Raw genomic sequence first — 16,112 nt, 5'->3', positions numbered from 1 at the left:
CAGACGAAAGTGAATCCCATCTTGCCAAGACGGCGCCCTACGAAGCCCCCTCTCCGCCGCTAACGCGGCCACCTCTCCCCCGCCTCCGGCGGGGGGAGGAACCCAGGTTTTGAGAGGTCACCCCTTCCCCATCCGCTCCGCCTCCCCCGCCGACACGAACAACATCACCACGTCGCTCATGCCCAGCAGCGGCGTGAAGGTGACGATGGTGATGCCGCCGGTGGCGTTGGTGCGGGTCAGGCCTTCGGAATAGATGTCGAGCGGCGGCTCCTCGTCGAACCAGACGCCGTGCAGCGTCTCGCCCTGCCATTTCTCGCGACCTTTTTCGTAGCTCTTGAACGACAGCACGCTCTCGCCGGCCTGCACATCGCCGCCGCCGCCATGGCGCACCACGACGCTGTCGAGCGCACCGGGCGCGCCGCGCCCCATGATGGTGTCCAAAATGGCGTCGGCCGGTATCATGCCGGTGCCCCATGCCGCCTGCTGCTGCGGCGGGCCGACCAGCACGCGCTGCGGGTTGTCGCGCGTGCCCTCGCCGGTGACGCCGGCCGCCCACAGCCGCACCGGCGTGTCGAACACCTTGCCTTGCCACCACGCGGGGTAGCGGCCGGTGAGGTGCATCGCCCATTCGGCGGCGCCTGCTTTTGTCTTGCCGAGCTGGTTGCCGGCCATGAACAGGCGTTCGCGGTTGGCCGCGCCAGCGGCGTGAAATTCGGCCTGGCGCTGATACGGCTTGTAAGAAGCCAGTTGGTTGGCGCGCTTTCTGCGGTCAAGCTCCGCCAGCAGCGCCAGATATTCGGTTCGGGCCGAGATCAGACGGCTCCTCGAGGAACGGTTTGACGACGGTTTCAAGGGCGCGGATGCGGTTGCGTATCTCGTCATCGCTCAGGGCGTCCAGTTGGTTGACGGCGACACCGAAATCCTTGGGCAGCACCGACAGCACGATCTTCAGATACTGGTCCGGCTTGTCGGTCCGCACCTCGGCGAGGACACCGGCGCCATGCGCCTGAAAATCGGCCCGCACGGCGGCCAGGAAATCGTCGCCCAATGTCTTCTTGGTCCGCTTCGGCCGGGGCGTCCTCGCGGCTGCCGGTCTGGCAGCGGGCTTGCGCCTTGCCGCCCGGGCCTTGCGGCGCGCCGGCCCGGTTTCATCAGTCATGGGTCCGCGCCCCGACATTGACATCACCGGCGGCGGCCTTCGGCGGCGCCTGCCTGGCCCGCTTTTTCAAACGGGCGGATTTCTTCCTGGCCTTTCCGCGCTTCGGCTTCGCGGCCTGTGCGGGCCTCGCCACAGGCCTTGCGGCCTTGAGCCGCGCCATGGCGAGACCTACGAGCTGTGCGCCGATACCGGCCTGCGGAAAGCAGAAGCCACCGGCCGCATCGCGCACCATGCCGATCAGCACGCCGGCGGGAACCTCCTCGACGCGGCCGAGGCGCGCCACAGGGCCGGCGCCCTCGAATTCGCCGATGGCGCTGACGATCTCGCGGCCGTCATCGCCGGTGATGATGCTGGCATAGCGGGGCATGGGATTCTCGCATCTCGCGGAAGCAGCGCTCTACGGCGCCACCGCATCGGCAGGCAGCCCAACCAGGGGCCAGAAACAGAAAACCCGCCTCGGCGGCGGGTCGGTGGCGCAAATCAGCACCATGGATAGATTTATAGCATCGCTGCCCTCACCGGTCAATGCCAAATAGGAAAAAATTCACATTTCTCCGGGAGGGCATGATCCCGGCGGCTGACATTTATCCGGCTGTTCATGAACCGGCACCTGTGAAATCATCAGCGCCAGCTCATGGAATGATTCCCGTCGCACGGCCTTGTGGGAGAGGACGATGGACAGACCAGCCATGGCATCCGTCTTCAGGATGCGGCACGCTCCGGCCACGGTTTCCGGTGTGCGCAGCACCGGCCAGGGCCAGGCTGATCCGGTCATCCGGGTGCACTCGCTTGGCGAAGCGATCCGCTTCGTCGCCAACGCTTACCCCAATTACGACATCGGCACCGTCGCCATAGACTGCGGCGACCCTTCGATCCCACGCCTCGGCAGCCTGGAAGTCAGGGCGCTTTGGCGCGAGTATGGCGAGCGCCTGACGCAGGAGTAGCGCCTGACCGCTCACGATCGGCGCGCTGGTTCCCGCACGCCGGCCGGATCGGAAACGCCGCTGATGCGTTCCACTGCGATCAACGGAGGGAGAAATCCATGAACGTCGCCAACCTGCAACTCGAAGGCCTGCTGATGGCCGTCGCCTCGATCAACCACGTCCTGGTCAAAAAGGGGGTGCTGACGTCGGAGGAGATCGACATCGCGCTCCGCAAGGCCGAGGCGTCGGAAACCGGCGAGGAGCGATCGGACGGCATGTCGGCGTCGAACCGCGATGCCGTCAATTTTCCGATCCGGCTGCTGGAACTCGCCAACCAGTGCCAGCCGGAGGCCGACATGCCGTCTTTCTCGAAGCTGGCCCGCATGGTCGGCCAGATGAAGGAGCCCTACAACGATCAGATGTGAGATTCCTGCCCCTGGCGGACCCTCATGCCCTGCCCCGGGCGGGCTTTATGCCCTGCCCGGCCATCCCACGTTCAGCGCCAGAATTCTTCCCGGTCCGTGGACCGCCGCGAACAGCAGTCCGGCCAGGAACGAAAAATGGTCGACGAAGAAGCCGAACTCGGCCTGGTTGCCGGCCCAGTGGCCGGGTCCGTGGAAGGCAAAGGCCAGGAACAGCACATAGGCGGCGGCGACCAGGGCGGCTTGGGTAAAGAAAGCGCCGCTGAGGAAACACAGCACCAGGGCCACCTCCAGGATTGCCGCGCACCATGCCAGGAAGAGCGGGAACGGAAAGCCCGCGGCCGCGATATAGCCCGCCGTGGCCTCCATGCCCATGAACTTGAAGGTCACCGCCATCAGGAAGACGGCGGCGAAGATCAGGCGGGCGACGAGAAGGGCCGCGGTCTGCCACGGCGATTGTACGATTTGGGGCGACATGGTTGTTCTCCAGCTTCATCAGCCCCAAGGACGCACCGCCATGTGCCGATCCGACATGCCGGGCGAAAATTTTCACCGGTTCCGGTTTGACGCCCGATGCTATGGCAGCGCACCGCCCGAAGGAAGAAGCAAGACCGCTTCCCGGCAGGCCCAGCTTTAGAAATCCTTAATGATCCTGAAACTTGTCCGTAACCCTGATCGTGATATTGTTAGCCGGGGCTAATGCACAGCTATGTCTGGTGCACGATATGGGTGGGTGGGTTTTGGGCGCAAGCGTCAGGCTGGGGACGAAGTCCTATCTGGTCCGGACACCGGTTCTGGAGTGCGAAGGCTGCGGCGGCACCGGACAGGTTTTCCAATGCCCGCGCTGGACGAGTTCCAGCGGCCTTTGCTGCCCCGCCGGTACGCATCGCCGCGGCTGTCCCGGCGCCAGCGCGCGCTGCGCCCAATGCAGCGACACCGACAGCACCGGCCCGACCTCTTCATCGGCCTAGGCTGAACTGGCATTGCTCCGCGATGGAACCAGCATCGCCGATCCGTGTTATGTGTGACCGCGACATATAGGCGTCCGCGCGACCATGCGGCTTACAGAAAGTGAGGCCCGACATGCCTGACGACAAATCCAAGACCAAACAGGACCGCAAGCTGGTCTCGAGCGAGGAAACTTACGAGGTCGCGGCCTTCGCGCGCAAATACGGCATTCCGCAGAGCGAGGCCCAGACCATCATCAAGCGCTACGGACCCTCGCGCAAGAAGCTCGACAACCACATGGCCGCCCGCGGATAGAAGGAGCGGCCGAAAGGCGGCAACCAATTCGCCGGCATGGTGTTGAAGAATGCTGCGGGCCGCGTCAACCGGGCTCGGCGGTACGGTGAACAGGATGTCTTTTTCCCGGTTTCTCATCCTGGCCAACGAAGTGGCAGACGAGCATCTGTCCCGCCCGGCCCGCGGCATGCCAAACTGACGGAGCCGGCCACGGCTGGAGCAGCCCTATGGCAGGCAAAGCCAGGCTGGCGAAACGGAGGGCGCAACCATGTCCGACAAAACACGCAGGACCGGCAGTTGCCTGTGCGGTGGCGTGCATTTCGTCGTCAACGGCCAGCCGTCGCGGGTTGGCCTTTGCCATTGCAAGGATTGCCGCAAGGCGGGTGGTTCGGTCTATTCGGCCTTTGCCATCTGGCCGCGCGATGCGTTCGAGACATCGGGCGAGGTCGCCAGCTACGGCACACGCAGCTTCTGCCCGACCTGCGGCAGCCGCGTCGCCTGGGTCGACGACAACGAGGCCGAGGTGATGCTCGGCAGCCTCGACGTCGCACCGACGGATTTGGCACCGCAATATGAATTGTGGACCGGCCGGCGCGAGACCTGGCTGCATGCCTTGCCCGACGCCGAGCAGTTCGAACATGACCGGCCGCAAGCACAGGATGTCGATCTGCCGGCGGCCAAGCCCTCTTCGGACGCCGTCGCGCGCGACTGAAAGCATGGTTAAAAATTGATTGTCCGGGCTTGGAACCCTCCCCTGTCGTCGACGTTATCCGGCGCTTCCTCGGTGCATGTCGGCCGATGTGCATGATTCATGGAGACGACCGTTGAACGACAAGATGTTTCCCCGACCGATCCGCCTGAAATTCGCTCCCGAGCGGGAGCGCGTGGTGCGCAGCGCCTGGGAGGGGCTGGAATGCCTTGGCGACTGGCCGGCCGGCCAAGGCCGCCGATACCGGGCGGCACTGCGCAGCTGCCGCGATGCGCTGGACGGCTGGACGCCGGCGGAAAAGGCGATGCGGGCGATGATCGACGCCGCGCGCGAGGCGCGCATCCTGCAATGAGGCCCTGGTAGCGGGCAATGAGGACCCAGTAGCGGGAGAAACCAATGGCCGGTTTGATGCTGTCGACACCGCTGCGGGTCAAGCCTCATGGCTCGGACACGATCCGCGAGGTGGCCACGCTTCAGGACGCCAGTGAAATCCTGATCGACTGGCCACAAGCCAGGCGCGGCCCCTTCTACCAGACCGCGCGCGAAAAGATCGAGTCGGCGCTGGCCAACAATGAGGGCGCGGCACAGGCGCAGGAAGCCTTCACCGCGCTCTGCGATCACGCCGGCCTTCTGGTCAGGTAAGTCAAGGCACCATGGAAACGAAAAGCAGGCGAACTCGCCTGCTTTCTTGTTGCGGAACCGCTTTCGGTCATTCCACTGGCAGATCGCCGTCCACGATCGGGTGGGAGGCCTCGAAGCCGAAGCTCTTCGGCGCCGTCAGCATCAGGACGATGACGATGGCAATAGAGGCAAGCAACGCGGCGGTACTGGCAACATCTCTCACGGCTCCATCCTTTCCAGATCCGGTTTTGTCACAGAAACGTTTCCTGATCCGCGAAGTTCCTCCGCCGTCATGACAATGCTGCTGAACGATCTCTACTGCTTTGGCGGCTGGGGCGGCACCTCGCCCGGCTTGATGACCGGCGTCTTGCCTTCATCGGGCGCCGGCGCGGCCATGCCCTGGTCGCCTGTGGGGGGCGGTTTCAGCACGCCGCCGCAATCATTGAGCTTCTCGCTCAGGTCGCCGTTGCCGGGCTGCTGCTTGCCGCCCTGATCCGTTTGTGCCCGGCATTTGTCGGCCTGCTGGTTCGGCGACTGCTGGGCCGTCTGTGCCGCTGCCGGCAATGCCAGGGCCAGCATCGCGGCGCATGACGCAATGACGAGGGATTTCATCTCGGCCTCCTTCGTTGAAGCCGCCCCACGGCGGCCTTCCGTTCACGGGGACAACGTCCGCCGGCCCAAAAGGTTGGCCCAAAGGATTGGGCAAGAGGCTTATGCGCGGGACCGGTCCGTCGCGGCCGGGGCGGCTTTTCCGTCGCCCTCCCCGTGGGGCGGCGGACCGTGGTTCCCCCCGGGATCGCCGTGGTCGGCGCAAAAGCCGGCGCTTGCGAAGGCGCCGCAACCAATCCCGTTCTCCAGCCGTTGCCTGTGCCGGAGGCCAGCCATGTTCGAGCATTTCCAGCCTATCGACGTCGACATCGAGGACGCCGGCATCTTCGTGCGCCGCGCCGGTGCCGGACCGGCGGTGCTTTTGCTGCACGGCTTTCCGCAAACCCATCTGATGTGGCGCGATATTGCGCCGCTGCTTGCCGATCGTTTCACCGTCATCTGCGCCGACCTGCGTGGCTATGGGCGCAGCGCCTGCCCGGCCTCGAGCGCCGATCATGCTCCCTATGCCAAGCGGGCCATGGCATCGGAGATGGTGGCGATGATGGCCAGGCTCGGCTTTACCAGCTTCATGGTCGCCGGCCATGATCGCGGCGGGCGCGTCGCCTACCGCATGGCGCTCGACCATCCCGGCCGTATCAAAAAACTCGCCGTGCTCGACATCGTCCCCACGGCCGACGCCTGGGACCGGGCCGACGCGCGGCTGGCCCTCGGCTTCTGGCCGTGGTCCTTGCTGGCACAGCCCGAACCCTTGCCGGAAAAGATCCTGGCGGGCGCCGCCGACGCCATCGTCGACAATGCGTTGGGTGGCTGGGGGTCGTCGCCCGATGTCTTTCCGGCCGGCACCCGCCAGGCCTATGTCGAAGCCTTGCGCGACCCCGCCCACCTCCACGCGATCTGCGAGGAATACCGGGCCGCGGCAACGCTGGACCGCGACCACGACCGGGCGGACAAAGCCGCCGGCCGGCGCATCGCCTGCCCGGTGCTGGCCTTGTGGAGCGGGCAAGGCGCGCTTGCCCAATGGTATGCCGGCGAAGGTGGGCCGTTGGCGCTCTGGCGGAACTGGGCCGACGACGTGCGCGGCCGCGCGATCTCGGGCGGACATTTCTTCCCGGAGGAGGCGCCCGCGCAAACGGCAGGTGCGCTGATCGATTTCTTCGGCGGGCTCAAGTCGGATGCCGGTTAGCCACCCGCCACCGGGCACCTCGGATCAGCCGGCTGGTTCCTCCGCTATATCCTCGCCCTCGGGCTCGCCGGGCCGGAAAGGATCGGGCATTCGCGGACATTCCTCGAACCGATGGTCGCGGCCGCCGCAGAAGGAGCAGCACATCGCCTCGCGGCCCTCGTTTCCGGGCCGCCATTGCGGTGTTTCGTAAGGTTTCCTGCCGTCCATGCCCAGCAATGCGCAACGCCTGATTTGGTTGCGCGGCGCGCCAACGCGCGCCCGGCTAGGCCCGTCGCGGAACCAACGGACACGATAGGGGGTTATGTGCGACAATGCATGCGGCCATTCCCCGGCGAATCCGGGCCAGCCGCGTTCGCAATTCCGTCAAACCGAAGAGAACCATCATGTCCGTTCGCGTTCCGACCCTGTTGATGGCCATGGCCGTCGTGCTCGCGGCGACCGGTCTGGCCGACGCCCGGCCCGACAGCCGCTCCATGGGCTGCGCTCAGATCCGGGCCATGATCCAGAACCACCGCGCCGTGGTGCTGACCACTGGCCCCAACACCTACGATCGCTATGTCAGGCAGTTCGGCAACGAGTGCGACTGGCCTGAAGTGCCGATGTCGGCCTATGTCCCGTCCCGCGACGGGGACTGCCCGGTCTATCGCTGCGAAGAGCCGGTCAACAATTTCCCGAATTGACCGCAAGCTGCCTGGGCGCCATAACGTGCCGGCTTTCCCGCTTCGTCTAATGGTAGGACAGCGCCCTTTGAAGGCGTGAATCGTGGTTCGAGCCCATGAGCGGGAACCAGGCAACTGCAAGCCAACGAGTAGCCGGAACCAGGTCGGGTAGCTCCCGATCCTCTCCGATCAATGATGCCGTGATCCGGGACAGGAACCGGCCGGTATCCGGGCAGGAGGAAGGTGGCTTCCTCCCTGGACCTCCGTCGCGATTGACGGCCAGGTAACGTTACGTTAACTTTAATTTAGCTTAAGCTAAACTAGGGGGGATCTAATGAAGATGGTTTTCATTTGCCTGGCGCTTGTCCTCGCCGGCTCAAATGTCGCTGCGGCACACGAAAAGAAGGCGACCGTCACCGCCTCGAAGGCATGCGCCGGTCTGTCGTTCAAGGCGGCGGTGGCAGCAAAATTGGACTGCACAGCAACCGGAACAGCAACATCGACCCCGACCGACGCAGCGAATGCCAAGCCGCGCCTTGGGTACCAAAACCCCTGGACCATGTCCTCGTTTGGCCTTTGATGTTCCCGGAATTCTGGCTGCCCAGAGGCGCGGAGACCGAAGCCGCCGGGCTTTTGATAAGGCGTGAGTGCGCCGTCAGATCTCGCTCCTGGCCTGTTCCCGCACGTCCTGAGCTTCTCGACAATCGGACCAACCGATTGGGGTCGCTTCCGTCAGCATGAAACCTTGCGGCCTGTTGGACGTTCATTGTCGGCCAACAGGAGAGTTTCATGGATCCGGCAACCGCGGCGGTGATGATCATGCTGTCGTGCAACGCATCGCTCTGTCGGCCCATGGAGTCGCGCCCGGTCGTCTATTCATCGATGGCGGAGTGCCAAGCGGCGCTTGAAATCAGATTGGCACCCTGGCCGAGCGGCGAAATGGTCGGCCGGTGCAAGCAGGTCGACCGGATGGCGACCGGCTCGATTGCCCCGGAAGGCTATGCCTCGGTTCAAGTCACGCGTGGAATCGGCGGCGATGCGGTCACCACCAACTATTTCGTTCCGAGAGCCGACGACTGAATCAGAGGCCGGACGCCGGGGCTACCGGGCGGTTGATGACTTCGCCCGCGGACATCGGCAGGTGTTTGAGCCGGACCTCCTGAAACCATTTCATGGACCCCGCGTTGACGACCCGGGGCACCGCCAGACACTGGAGAGAGTCCATGACCGTCAATTGCCGCATATCCATCGACAACAGGCCTGACGCCACCAATGTTACTTTCCAGGCGGTGCCGCGCATTGGCGAGAGCGTGTCCCTGTCGGTCGACGGAAACCCACAGGATCTGCGGGTCTCGCGCGTCGTGCACGTTCCCAACGGTGGACTGGAAGGCGCCGCGATCATCGTCGAAGTGACGACCAGCATCCTCTAGGGATTGGTTCGCGCGGAGATGCCCGGAAAGCCTCACGCTACAGTGATCGGCGGCGATGAAACCTCATGCCGCCCAACGCGTTCCACGGGCTAAACATGGTCTAGGTTCCAATGCAAACTGCATGGTTCTCCAAGCCCGTCGTCGTTTCCGTAGGCGTTGCCGGAGGCATCCGCAACCTGTCCAACACACAACAGGCGATCGAACTCCTGACGACACATTGGCGCGATGCCGGCAGCCTGAAACATCAGTCCGCGCTGCGCGCCTGCCGCAGGGCACTGAGCGGCGACTTGCCCCCCGAAATCGCCAGGGAGGCCTTTGTCGAGGCCGCGCGCGAGGCGCATATCCTGGTCGAGCAGGTGCAGCCCGACAGGGAATAGGGGCGGTGTCCAGACCGGCGGATCGCCCTAGATGCCGAAACCCGGCGAAACACCATCGGCCTCGCTGCCGGCCTGCGCCACGATGATGGAGGCCAGCGGCGCGCTCAGCTGCCATTTGAGATGGCCGGGGGACCGCTCCAAAATGGCGGAGCCACCGAGCGACTGCGGCGCCACACGCTGCAGCACGACAGTGCCGAACCCCTTGCGCGTGGTCTGATCGCGCCGGTCGCCGGGATGCGGTTCGCAGTTTTCCTCCCAGGTCAGCTGGAATTCTCGTTCGCCCGCGGAGCCCGGAGCATGCGCTCCGGAGCCGATGGTCCAGGTAATCTCGACCCGGCCGCCTTCGCTGCCCAGCGCGCCATACTTTGATGAGTTGGTGCCCAGTTCGTGAAAGGCCATGCCGAGGTTCTGCACCGCGTTCGACTGCAGCGTCAGGACCGGGCCGGAGAGCAGGATCTGCTCCTCGAGGCCGAAGGGCTTGAGATGTTCCTGGATAAGGTCGAACAGGCTCGCCCCCGCCCACTCCGAGGTGACGAGCAGATCGTGCGACCGCGACAGTGCCATGATGCGGGCGCGGATCAATTCCTCGAACTCGCCCGGACCATTCGAGCGCTTGCTGGTCTCCCTGACCATCGACAGGATGACCGCGAACTGGTTCTTGACCCGATGGTTGACCTCCCGCATCAGCAGCCTGATCCGGCGCTCGCTCTCCTTGGCGGCGGAAATATCGCGGGCGATTTTCGAGGCGCCGATGATTTCGCCATCGCCGTTCTTGATCGGCGAAATCGTCAGTGAGACCGAAATCAGCGCTCCGTCCTTGCGCTTGCGCGTCGTCTCATAGCTCGCCACGCGGTCGCCGCTGCGAATCTTGCTGATGATCTCGGTCTCCTCGCTCTTGAGGTGATCGGGAATGAGCATGAGGACGGATTGGCCGATCGCCTCCTCGGCGGTGTAGCCGAACATGCGTTCCGCCGCCTGGTTCCAGCTTTGGATGACGCTGTTCAGATCCTTGCTGATAATGGCATCGAAGGAGGAATCGACAATTGCCGCGAGCCGGGCGTCGGCGGTCGCCCCCTGTCTGTCGCTGCCGTCGATGTCGTTCATCGCCACCCGCAATTGCATCTTTCCCGATCAGATAAGGCGCAAACGGATCAAGGCAATCGCCGGCGCGAGAATGGAAGGTTTACCGCGAAATTTTTCACTCCGCCTGTTCCGGCGGGGCCTTGCCGTCGCCATTGGGCAGGAGCACGCCGAATTCCTGCGACTTGGCGCCCACCTCGGCCGTCAGGAAGCCATCGGAGGCAAGGCCACGGCGCAGCAATTCGCGTACCGCCGCCGAGCGGCTGGGCATGCGTTTGTCGAAACGCCAGTTTTCCAGTGCGGCCAGTTCATCCTGGGTCAACATGATCTGCAGTCGTTCCGGGCGTTCCAGGTCAGCCATGTGCGCCTCCAAGCGCAAAGATCAGGCGAGTTAGTAACCGTCTCATTCTACTTACAGTTAGGAATTTCGGCATCCTGCGTCAAGCGCGGTCAGTGGGTGAATGCAGCGTCGTACCAATGATGATCATCCAACGCAGGTTGCCCATTCGTGTAACTATGCTAACTGGCTGATTTTGTTCACACTTTTTTCACTTTTAACTTGCCATGCGCCGCCATGGGGCGCATCCTGCCAGCTTGAGGAAACCAACTCGCTTTGGGAGGTTTCAATGCGATACGATTATTCCACGCGACTGCGTGAAGACGTCTATGCGAGCGTCCGCGCAGCGTTCAAGACCGCGGGCATCATCAACGTGTCGGTAGTGGCGGAAAGGATCAGGATCAGGAACCTGGCCGAGAACGTCGCCCTCGAGGACATTGAACATCTGGTCCTGCAGGCTGCCCAACTGGTTGGCGCTGCGATCGAATTCGACGCTTTGGGCAACGGATTGGCCCCGCCTGGAACCGGACTCGTCGAGAACCGTGATGAGAGCTCGATGATCCCTCTCGCTCTGCATCGATCAGGCTCGATGCAATAGCCAAAAGCGCCAAGGTGCGACGGCTCCATGCGGCATGGAACCAGTCCGGCCTTCGGAGATTACCGCATCGTCCAGCAGAGGAGGACATCGTGAAGGTCCTGCGCAGTCTGCTTGCCGAACTGTCGTCCAGCTGGCTCCAGCGCCGCAAGGTGCAGAAATCACTCGCTGGAAATCCAGTCAAACCCGTTTCCCGCGTCCCCCGCCAGGCCGCGAGGATCCGGCCGGCGCACAAGTCAAGGCCGCCCTCCTCCCGCGATGTCGCTTCCAATATGTGAACGACCGAGATCGACCCAGTCTCGGAGATCAACCGGCACCCACGGCTAGGTCGAGGCCGCCGAGGCCTTTCGGGAGGTGGCGCGCTGTCGCCGCATCCGGCGTTTGGCGACGAGCTTGAGGGCAATTGGCGGCTCGTTCGACAGCGCGCCGACCACTGCGTCCACCATGCCATGCGCCACGAAATCCGCGTTGATGTCACGGGCGAGCTTTTCGGCCGCTTCCTTGTCCTCATTGGCGGCTTGCGACCAGAATACGATTCCCACCCTCAACGCCGCTTTTGCCCGCTTCAGCCGGCGAACCAGAAACCGGGCGTGCTTGATGGAATCCCGGTTCAGGAAGCCGACCACCACGGTATCGATGGTTTCGAGCTCGAGACGGCGGATGTTGGCGGGTTCCATATCGGCAAAGCCGGCCTTCGACACCGTCGTGCCCTGGACTTCCAGCACCTGTGCCAGCATCGCGGCGGCGGCATCGTCCAGTTCACCGCGCCCGCCTGTGCAAAGCACCGACAGATCCGTGCCGTCGGGCAGTTCGGTTTCGTCTTCGCGGGAAGGATCCTTGTCATCCGGCTCCTCTTCGGCCGCCGTCGGGGCATCCTCTTCCTCTGCTTCCTCATGCGCGCTGTCGTCGAGGTTTGCCACCATCACCAGGGCGCTCTCGGCCACCTGACGCCTTTGCTGGTCGCCCATGACACCGCGCGCACGGTCCTGCTCGCCCAGCAGGAGGGCGGGAATGGCCACCTTGTCGTAGAACTCGACCAGATATTTCTCTTCCAGCATCTCCTCGGCGTGGTCCGTGGCTTCGTCAGGGTCACCGGCCAGCAGACGCTGGTAGAGGCGTGCATGAGGTTCGAGCACGGGCTCGTTGCCAAACAGGACATCGAGGAATTCAAACTGCGGCACGTGCCTGCCCAGCACTACCAGGCACACGGTGAGCGGTGTTGACAAAACCAGCCCGAGCGGGCCCCACAGCCACGTCCAGAAGATGGCCGCAACGATGATGGCCAGGGACGACAGCCCGGTTCGCGAGCCATAAAGCCAAGGTTCCACGACATTGCCGGTGATCAGTTCCATCACCACGAACAGGGCGGCTGTCCACAGCACCAGCGACCAGCCTGGCGCCACGGCCAGCGCCAGGAACAGCGGCAGCAGCATGCCGATCGCCGGGCCGATATAGGGAACGAAACGCAGGCCAAGTGCCAGCAACCCCCACAGCAAGGCATTCGGAATGCCCAGGACCCACAGGCCGGCCGCGATTGGTACGGCATACACGATGTTGACGACCAATTGCATCAGCAGGTACCGGCCAACACGCTTGCCGGCATCCTGAAGCGCCTCGGTGGTACGGTGAAGGTCGCCATACCCGACAAGGCGAATGAAGCGGTCGCGCAAATCCTCCCGCTCCAGCAGCATGAAGATGACGACGACGATGATCAGCCCGGCCGATCCGAGCGGGCTGATCAGCGGCCCGACTATGTTCTGCAGAACCTCCAAAGGCCTTTCGCGCGAGACGATCTCGACCGGCACCGGTTCACGCGGCGGCTTTTCCGGGGTGGCGGCCGGCGGCGACGTCTCCTGCCTGTCGATCTCCTGGCCGACACGTTCGACCACCTTGCTCAACCTGGCAATGATCCCTCCCCCAACGCCAGTCTCCTTGAGCGAGCGGACCTTGGTCAGGATGTTGGCCTGGTAGACCGGGATGTTTTGCGCCAGTTCGCTGACCTGCGTGGCGACGATGAAGCTGAACAGGGCAAGTGCGGCGAAAGCCCCCAATACGCTGACGATGACGGCCGCGATGCGGGGAACACCGGCCCGTTTGAGCGCGGACACAAGAGGGGCGAGCGCGAAAGTCAGCAACAGCGCGATCGCTATCGGCAGGAAAACCTCACGCCCGAAATACAACGCCGCCACCGTGGTGACGATGGTGGCTACATTGGGCAATGACGTTCGGGGGTGCGGGGCGGCGGGCGAAAGAATATCCTCCAAGCCATGCGCGGGCGACGCCATCCCGTTTCGACGATTGGCCGCCATTCCATGCCTCCCCTGCCAGTCCCATGATCGGGCATATAGAGCCGGCCAGCAACATTAGCCAGAGGTGGAAAGACACGCCGTCCAAAGGGCGGTTTATCCGATGCGGCGGCCGCTGACTCGGATCAGCGCGCGCCGTGCCGCGCCAGCGCATGCTCGATCAAGATATCGATGACCTCGCTGTAGCCGATGCCGATCGCGGCCAGCGCCTTGGCGTACATCGAGATGTCGGTGAAACCGGGCAGCGTGTTGACCTCGTTGACCAGCAGGGAGCCGTCGGCGCGCAGGAAGAAGTCGACGCGCGCCATCGCCTCGCAGCCGAGCGCCTTGAAGGCTTGCCCAGCCATTTCCCTCGCCCGGTCGATCACTGCTGCCGGCACATCGGCGGGCACTTTGACCACCGCGCCGTCGGCGTCCAAATATTTGGCCTCATAAGTGTAGAAGCCGTGCTTGCCGGCCGGGATGATCTCGCCGGGCAGCGACACCGTGAGCGAGCCGTCGGCCCGTTGCAGCACCGAGCACTCGATCTCGCGGCCTTCGACGAACTCCTCGATCAACGCCTTGCCGTCATAGCGGAAAGCCGTTTCGAGGGCTTGATCGAAACCATCCCTGTCGTTCACCTTGCTCACTCCGAACGATGAGCCCTGGCGCGCCGGCTTGGCGAAGAATGGCAGCCCCAGCGCCCCGGCGATCTCCTGGAAGGAACCGACGTCGTTACGATGGACAGTGACCGAGCGGGCGACGGCAAGCCCGGCCCCGTGCATGAGCCGCTTGGCGACATCCTTGTCCATGGCCGCGGCCGAGGCCAGGATGCCGCAGCCGACATAGGCGACGTCGGCAACCTCTGCATAGCCCTGCACCGAGCCGTCCTCCCCGAAAGGACCGTGCAGCACGGGGAAGACGACATCGACCGGCGCCAGGTCAGCCCGCGTTCCCGTAGGCGACGCTGAGATCAGCCGGCCCTTGCCGCCGGGCAGCAGGGCTATCTCCACGCCATCCTGCGACACTGGAGCTCCCGCCCCTTCGCCCACGGCCTCGGACGTCGGCTGCAGCAGCCATCTGCCCTCCCTGGAAATGGCGATCGGCACCACCTCGTAGCGCGTCCGGTCGATCGCCTTCAGCACATTGGCGGCCGAAAGCCGCGACACGTCATGCTCGGCCGAGCGCCCGCCATAGAGGATCGCAACCCTGATCTTTCCGGTCATCGAAATCCCTCAACTGTCAAAATCAAGTGGCGACGGCAATGCCGCGATTGGCAAAGAAGCGGTCGAAAGCGGCTGGCGCCAACACTGCGTTGACCTGTGTGGCACTGGTATGGCCGGATGGGTTGTGAAAGCGGAACCCTTCATCCGAGGCGGCGGTGACCAGAACCAAATGTCCGCCCTTCGATGGCGGCTCGCGCTCGGGCCAGCGGATCGAACTGCTGACCGAAGCGATGAAGAACCGCGACCGGCCGAGGATCGACGGAATGTCCGCCGTCGCGACACTGGTCATCACCTCGGCATCGAGGCCGAATTCCGCCTTCACGAAGGTGACGAAGGGCGCATAGATCAGCCCCTTGATCGAGCCTTCATTGACGACATAGCCGCCATATGGAGTGCATCGCCTGGCCAGTTCGATCGTCGGCACGATCTCGCCGCGCGTCGCCAGGATCATCTTGAGACACGCCATGCCGCAGACATTGGCGGCCCAGGCCGCGTATTCGTCGAGCGTGGCAGCGCCTGATCCCTGCCATAGCGGATCCCGCCGCAACGCGGCTTCGGCGCCGTCGGCGAGCACCGCTAGCGTCATGTCAGGCGTCTCCCACTGACTGAAAAACGGCACGGTTTCAGGCAATGGACTCATGCGAACTCCCCGGGTCTTCAACTCGTATACGAGCATACAAGATTGGAGAAAAGCCGCTCGGACCTGTCGAGGGCCGCGGCGTCTACTCGACCTTCGTCCAGCCAAAAACCAGCCAGGCGTATTTCGATTTTTCGTCGGGTTCGGCGGTATAGGTCATCTGGATGTCGCCGCCCTTGGCGTAGATATCAAGCCGGGGTGCCGTGTCCAGCTCCAGCCATAGCGAACTCTTGTTGAAGGACCAGGTTCCGCACCAGACGCAGGAACCCGATGCCGGGTCACCGGGCTGATGGAAATTGTAGCGGCCGTCCGCCGTGATCTCCAGATAGTCGAACGCGCCGTAGAACGCGGTCACCGTCTGCTGGAAGTCATTGGCGGCCGCTTCCTGTTCCGGCGTTGCCGCATCCTTCATGTCGCGCGGCGGCCGGGTGGTCGCGCCGCTGAGTTGCCATTTGCCGACAAAGTCCTTCTGGGTCGGAAGATATTCCTCCTGAGCCTGCGCCGAAGATATATGAGAAATTGTTAATATGAATGGTGTGGCCATGCCCAAAATCGTAAGCAACGGCGCGGCGACACGGATCGCCCGGGCTGGTTTTTGCATAAGAATTGTTTCTCCAC

24 protein-coding genes, 1 tRNA gene and 1 pseudogene are annotated in these 16,112 nt (G+C 63.9%); 14 read left to right on the top strand and 12 right to left on the bottom strand.

Annotated elements, in window-relative coordinates; genetic code table 11:
- Positions 1-153: 153 nt before the first annotated feature.
- The 3 genes and pseudogenes from FJ527_RS23335 to FJ527_RS23325 all read right to left on the bottom strand — a co-directional run.
- Positions 154-816: pseudogene (locus FJ527_RS23335) on the bottom strand (terminase family protein); the annotation flags it as partial.
- Complete coding sequence (locus tag FJ527_RS23330) at positions 770-1,159, bottom strand: hypothetical protein (protein ID WP_140824124.1); 390 nt, start codon at positions 1,157-1,159, stop codon at positions 770-772. The gene FJ527_RS23330 and the pseudogene FJ527_RS23335, both read right to left, overlap by 47 nt.
- Positions 1,152-1,526 carry a hypothetical protein gene (locus FJ527_RS23325; RefSeq protein ID WP_140824123.1) on the bottom strand — a complete coding sequence of 125 codons (375 nt, stop codon included), beginning with the start codon at positions 1,524-1,526 and terminating at the stop codon, positions 1,152-1,154. Before FJ527_RS23325 ends, FJ527_RS23330 begins: the two co-directional genes overlap by 8 nt.
- A gap of 307 nt (positions 1,527-1,833) precedes the next feature.
- Between FJ527_RS23325 and FJ527_RS23320 the strand changes: the two genes are divergently transcribed.
- Positions 1,834-2,103 (top strand): hypothetical protein, encoded by a 270-nt coding sequence (locus FJ527_RS23320; RefSeq protein WP_015317042.1) that lies wholly within the window; start codon positions 1,834-1,836, stop codon positions 2,101-2,103.
- 98 nt (positions 2,104-2,201) lie between these two features.
- Positions 2,202-2,507 (top strand): hypothetical protein, encoded by a 306-nt coding sequence (locus FJ527_RS23315; protein ID WP_015317041.1) that lies wholly within the window; start codon positions 2,202-2,204, stop codon positions 2,505-2,507.
- A gap of 45 nt (positions 2,508-2,552) precedes the next feature.
- On the opposite strand, the gene FJ527_RS23310 is transcribed toward FJ527_RS23315, so the two are convergent.
- Entirely contained in the window at positions 2,553-2,981 is a 429-nt protein-coding gene (locus FJ527_RS23310) for a DoxX family protein (RefSeq protein WP_140824122.1), read from the bottom strand.
- 606 nt (positions 2,982-3,587) lie between these two features.
- On the opposite strand from FJ527_RS23310, the gene FJ527_RS23305 reads away from it, so the two are divergent.
- The 4 genes from FJ527_RS23305 to FJ527_RS23290 all read left to right on the top strand — a co-directional run bounded on the left by FJ527_RS23305 (position 3,588) and on the right by FJ527_RS23290 (position 5,097).
- Positions 3,588-3,767, top strand: coding sequence for a DUF3606 domain-containing protein (locus tag FJ527_RS23305; RefSeq protein WP_015317039.1), 180 nt, complete (start codon positions 3,588-3,590; stop codon positions 3,765-3,767).
- 247 nt (positions 3,768-4,014) lie between these two features.
- On the top strand, positions 4,015-4,458 hold the full coding sequence (locus tag FJ527_RS23300; protein WP_140824121.1) for a GFA family protein: 444 nt from the start codon (positions 4,015-4,017) through the stop codon (positions 4,456-4,458).
- 112 nt (positions 4,459-4,570) lie between these two features.
- Entirely contained in the window at positions 4,571-4,807 is a 237-nt protein-coding gene (locus FJ527_RS23295) for a DUF982 domain-containing protein (protein ID WP_023782817.1), read from the top strand.
- A 44-nt stretch (positions 4,808-4,851) separates the two neighbouring features.
- Positions 4,852-5,097, top strand: coding sequence for a DUF982 domain-containing protein (locus FJ527_RS23290; protein ID WP_015317036.1), 246 nt, complete (start codon positions 4,852-4,854; stop codon positions 5,095-5,097).
- 67 nt (positions 5,098-5,164) lie between these two features.
- Here FJ527_RS23290 and FJ527_RS29865 read toward each other — a convergent pair whose 3' ends face one another.
- Positions 5,165-5,299: a hypothetical protein gene (locus tag FJ527_RS29865; protein WP_015317035.1), complete on the bottom strand. Its 135-nt coding sequence runs from the start codon at positions 5,297-5,299 to the stop codon at positions 5,165-5,167.
- 92 nt (positions 5,300-5,391) lie between these two features.
- The gene (locus FJ527_RS23285; protein WP_015317034.1) at positions 5,392-5,688 is read right to left on the bottom strand and encodes a hypothetical protein; all 297 of its coding nucleotides are present in this window, start codon (positions 5,686-5,688) and stop codon (positions 5,392-5,394) included.
- A gap of 271 nt (positions 5,689-5,959) precedes the next feature.
- Here FJ527_RS23285 and FJ527_RS23280 point away from each other — a divergent pair, with 271 nt between their 5' ends.
- From FJ527_RS23280 to FJ527_RS23250, 7 genes are all read left to right on the top strand, one after another.
- Positions 5,960-6,868: an alpha/beta hydrolase gene (locus tag FJ527_RS23280; RefSeq protein WP_140716214.1), complete on the top strand. Its 909-nt coding sequence runs from the start codon at positions 5,960-5,962 to the stop codon at positions 6,866-6,868.
- A 383-nt stretch (positions 6,869-7,251) separates the two neighbouring features.
- The gene (locus FJ527_RS23275; protein WP_181166456.1) at positions 7,252-7,548 is read left to right on the top strand and encodes a hypothetical protein; all 297 of its coding nucleotides are present in this window, start codon (positions 7,252-7,254) and stop codon (positions 7,546-7,548) included.
- 35 nt (positions 7,549-7,583) lie between these two features.
- Positions 7,584-7,657, top strand: a tRNA-Gln gene (locus FJ527_RS23270).
- A 204-nt stretch (positions 7,658-7,861) separates the two neighbouring features.
- Complete coding sequence (locus FJ527_RS23265) at positions 7,862-8,107, top strand: hypothetical protein (RefSeq protein WP_140824120.1); 246 nt, start codon at positions 7,862-7,864, stop codon at positions 8,105-8,107.
- A gap of 209 nt (positions 8,108-8,316) precedes the next feature.
- The gene (locus FJ527_RS23260) at positions 8,317-8,607 is read left to right on the top strand and encodes a hypothetical protein (protein ID WP_140824119.1); all 291 of its coding nucleotides are present in this window, start codon (positions 8,317-8,319) and stop codon (positions 8,605-8,607) included.
- A gap of 143 nt (positions 8,608-8,750) precedes the next feature.
- Entirely contained in the window at positions 8,751-8,957 is a 207-nt protein-coding gene (locus FJ527_RS23255; RefSeq protein ID WP_015317029.1) for a hypothetical protein, read from the top strand.
- 110 nt (positions 8,958-9,067) lie between these two features.
- A complete protein-coding gene (locus tag FJ527_RS23250; RefSeq protein WP_140824118.1) occupies positions 9,068-9,334 on the top strand; it encodes a DUF982 domain-containing protein in 267 nt (88 codons plus the stop codon).
- A gap of 27 nt (positions 9,335-9,361) precedes the next feature.
- Here the strand turns inward: FJ527_RS23250 and FJ527_RS23245 are convergent, their stop codons facing one another.
- Positions 9,362-10,456: a PAS domain S-box protein gene (locus FJ527_RS23245; protein ID WP_015317027.1), complete on the bottom strand. Its 1,095-nt coding sequence runs from the start codon at positions 10,454-10,456 to the stop codon at positions 9,362-9,364.
- A 76-nt stretch (positions 10,457-10,532) separates the two neighbouring features.
- Positions 10,533-10,775 (bottom strand): hypothetical protein, encoded by a 243-nt coding sequence (locus tag FJ527_RS23240; protein WP_015317026.1) that lies wholly within the window; start codon positions 10,773-10,775, stop codon positions 10,533-10,535.
- Positions 10,776-11,040: 265 nt separating this feature from the next.
- On the opposite strand from FJ527_RS23240, the gene FJ527_RS23235 reads away from it, so the two are divergent.
- Positions 11,041-11,349 carry a hypothetical protein gene (locus tag FJ527_RS23235; protein WP_140824158.1) on the top strand — a complete coding sequence of 103 codons (309 nt, stop codon included), beginning with the start codon at positions 11,041-11,043 and terminating at the stop codon, positions 11,347-11,349.
- A gap of 320 nt (positions 11,350-11,669) precedes the next feature.
- Here FJ527_RS23235 and FJ527_RS23230 read toward each other — a convergent pair whose 3' ends face one another.
- The 4 genes from FJ527_RS23230 to FJ527_RS23215 form a co-directional block, all read right to left on the bottom strand.
- On the bottom strand, positions 11,670-13,655 hold the full coding sequence (locus FJ527_RS23230) for an AI-2E family transporter (RefSeq protein ID WP_140824117.1): 1,986 nt from the start codon (positions 13,653-13,655) through the stop codon (positions 11,670-11,672).
- Positions 13,656-13,777: 122 nt separating this feature from the next.
- Positions 13,778-14,857 carry a D-alanine--D-alanine ligase family protein gene (locus tag FJ527_RS23225; protein ID WP_140824116.1) on the bottom strand — a complete coding sequence of 360 codons (1,080 nt, stop codon included), beginning with the start codon at positions 14,855-14,857 and terminating at the stop codon, positions 13,778-13,780.
- Positions 14,858-14,879: 22 nt separating this feature from the next.
- Complete coding sequence (locus FJ527_RS23220; protein WP_140824115.1) at positions 14,880-15,497, bottom strand: C39 family peptidase; 618 nt, start codon at positions 15,495-15,497, stop codon at positions 14,880-14,882.
- 82 nt (positions 15,498-15,579) lie between these two features.
- Positions 15,580-16,038 (bottom strand): hypothetical protein, encoded by a 459-nt coding sequence (locus FJ527_RS23215; protein ID WP_224719955.1) that lies wholly within the window; start codon positions 16,036-16,038, stop codon positions 15,580-15,582.
- Positions 16,039-16,112 lie beyond the last annotated feature (74 nt).

The sequence above is a fragment of the Mesorhizobium sp. B2-4-18 genome (genome assembly GCF_006441385.1).
GTDB classification, from domain to species: Bacteria; Pseudomonadota; Alphaproteobacteria; order Rhizobiales; family Rhizobiaceae; genus Mesorhizobium; species Mesorhizobium australicum.
This window is presented reverse-complemented; position numbering and strand designations above follow the sequence as displayed.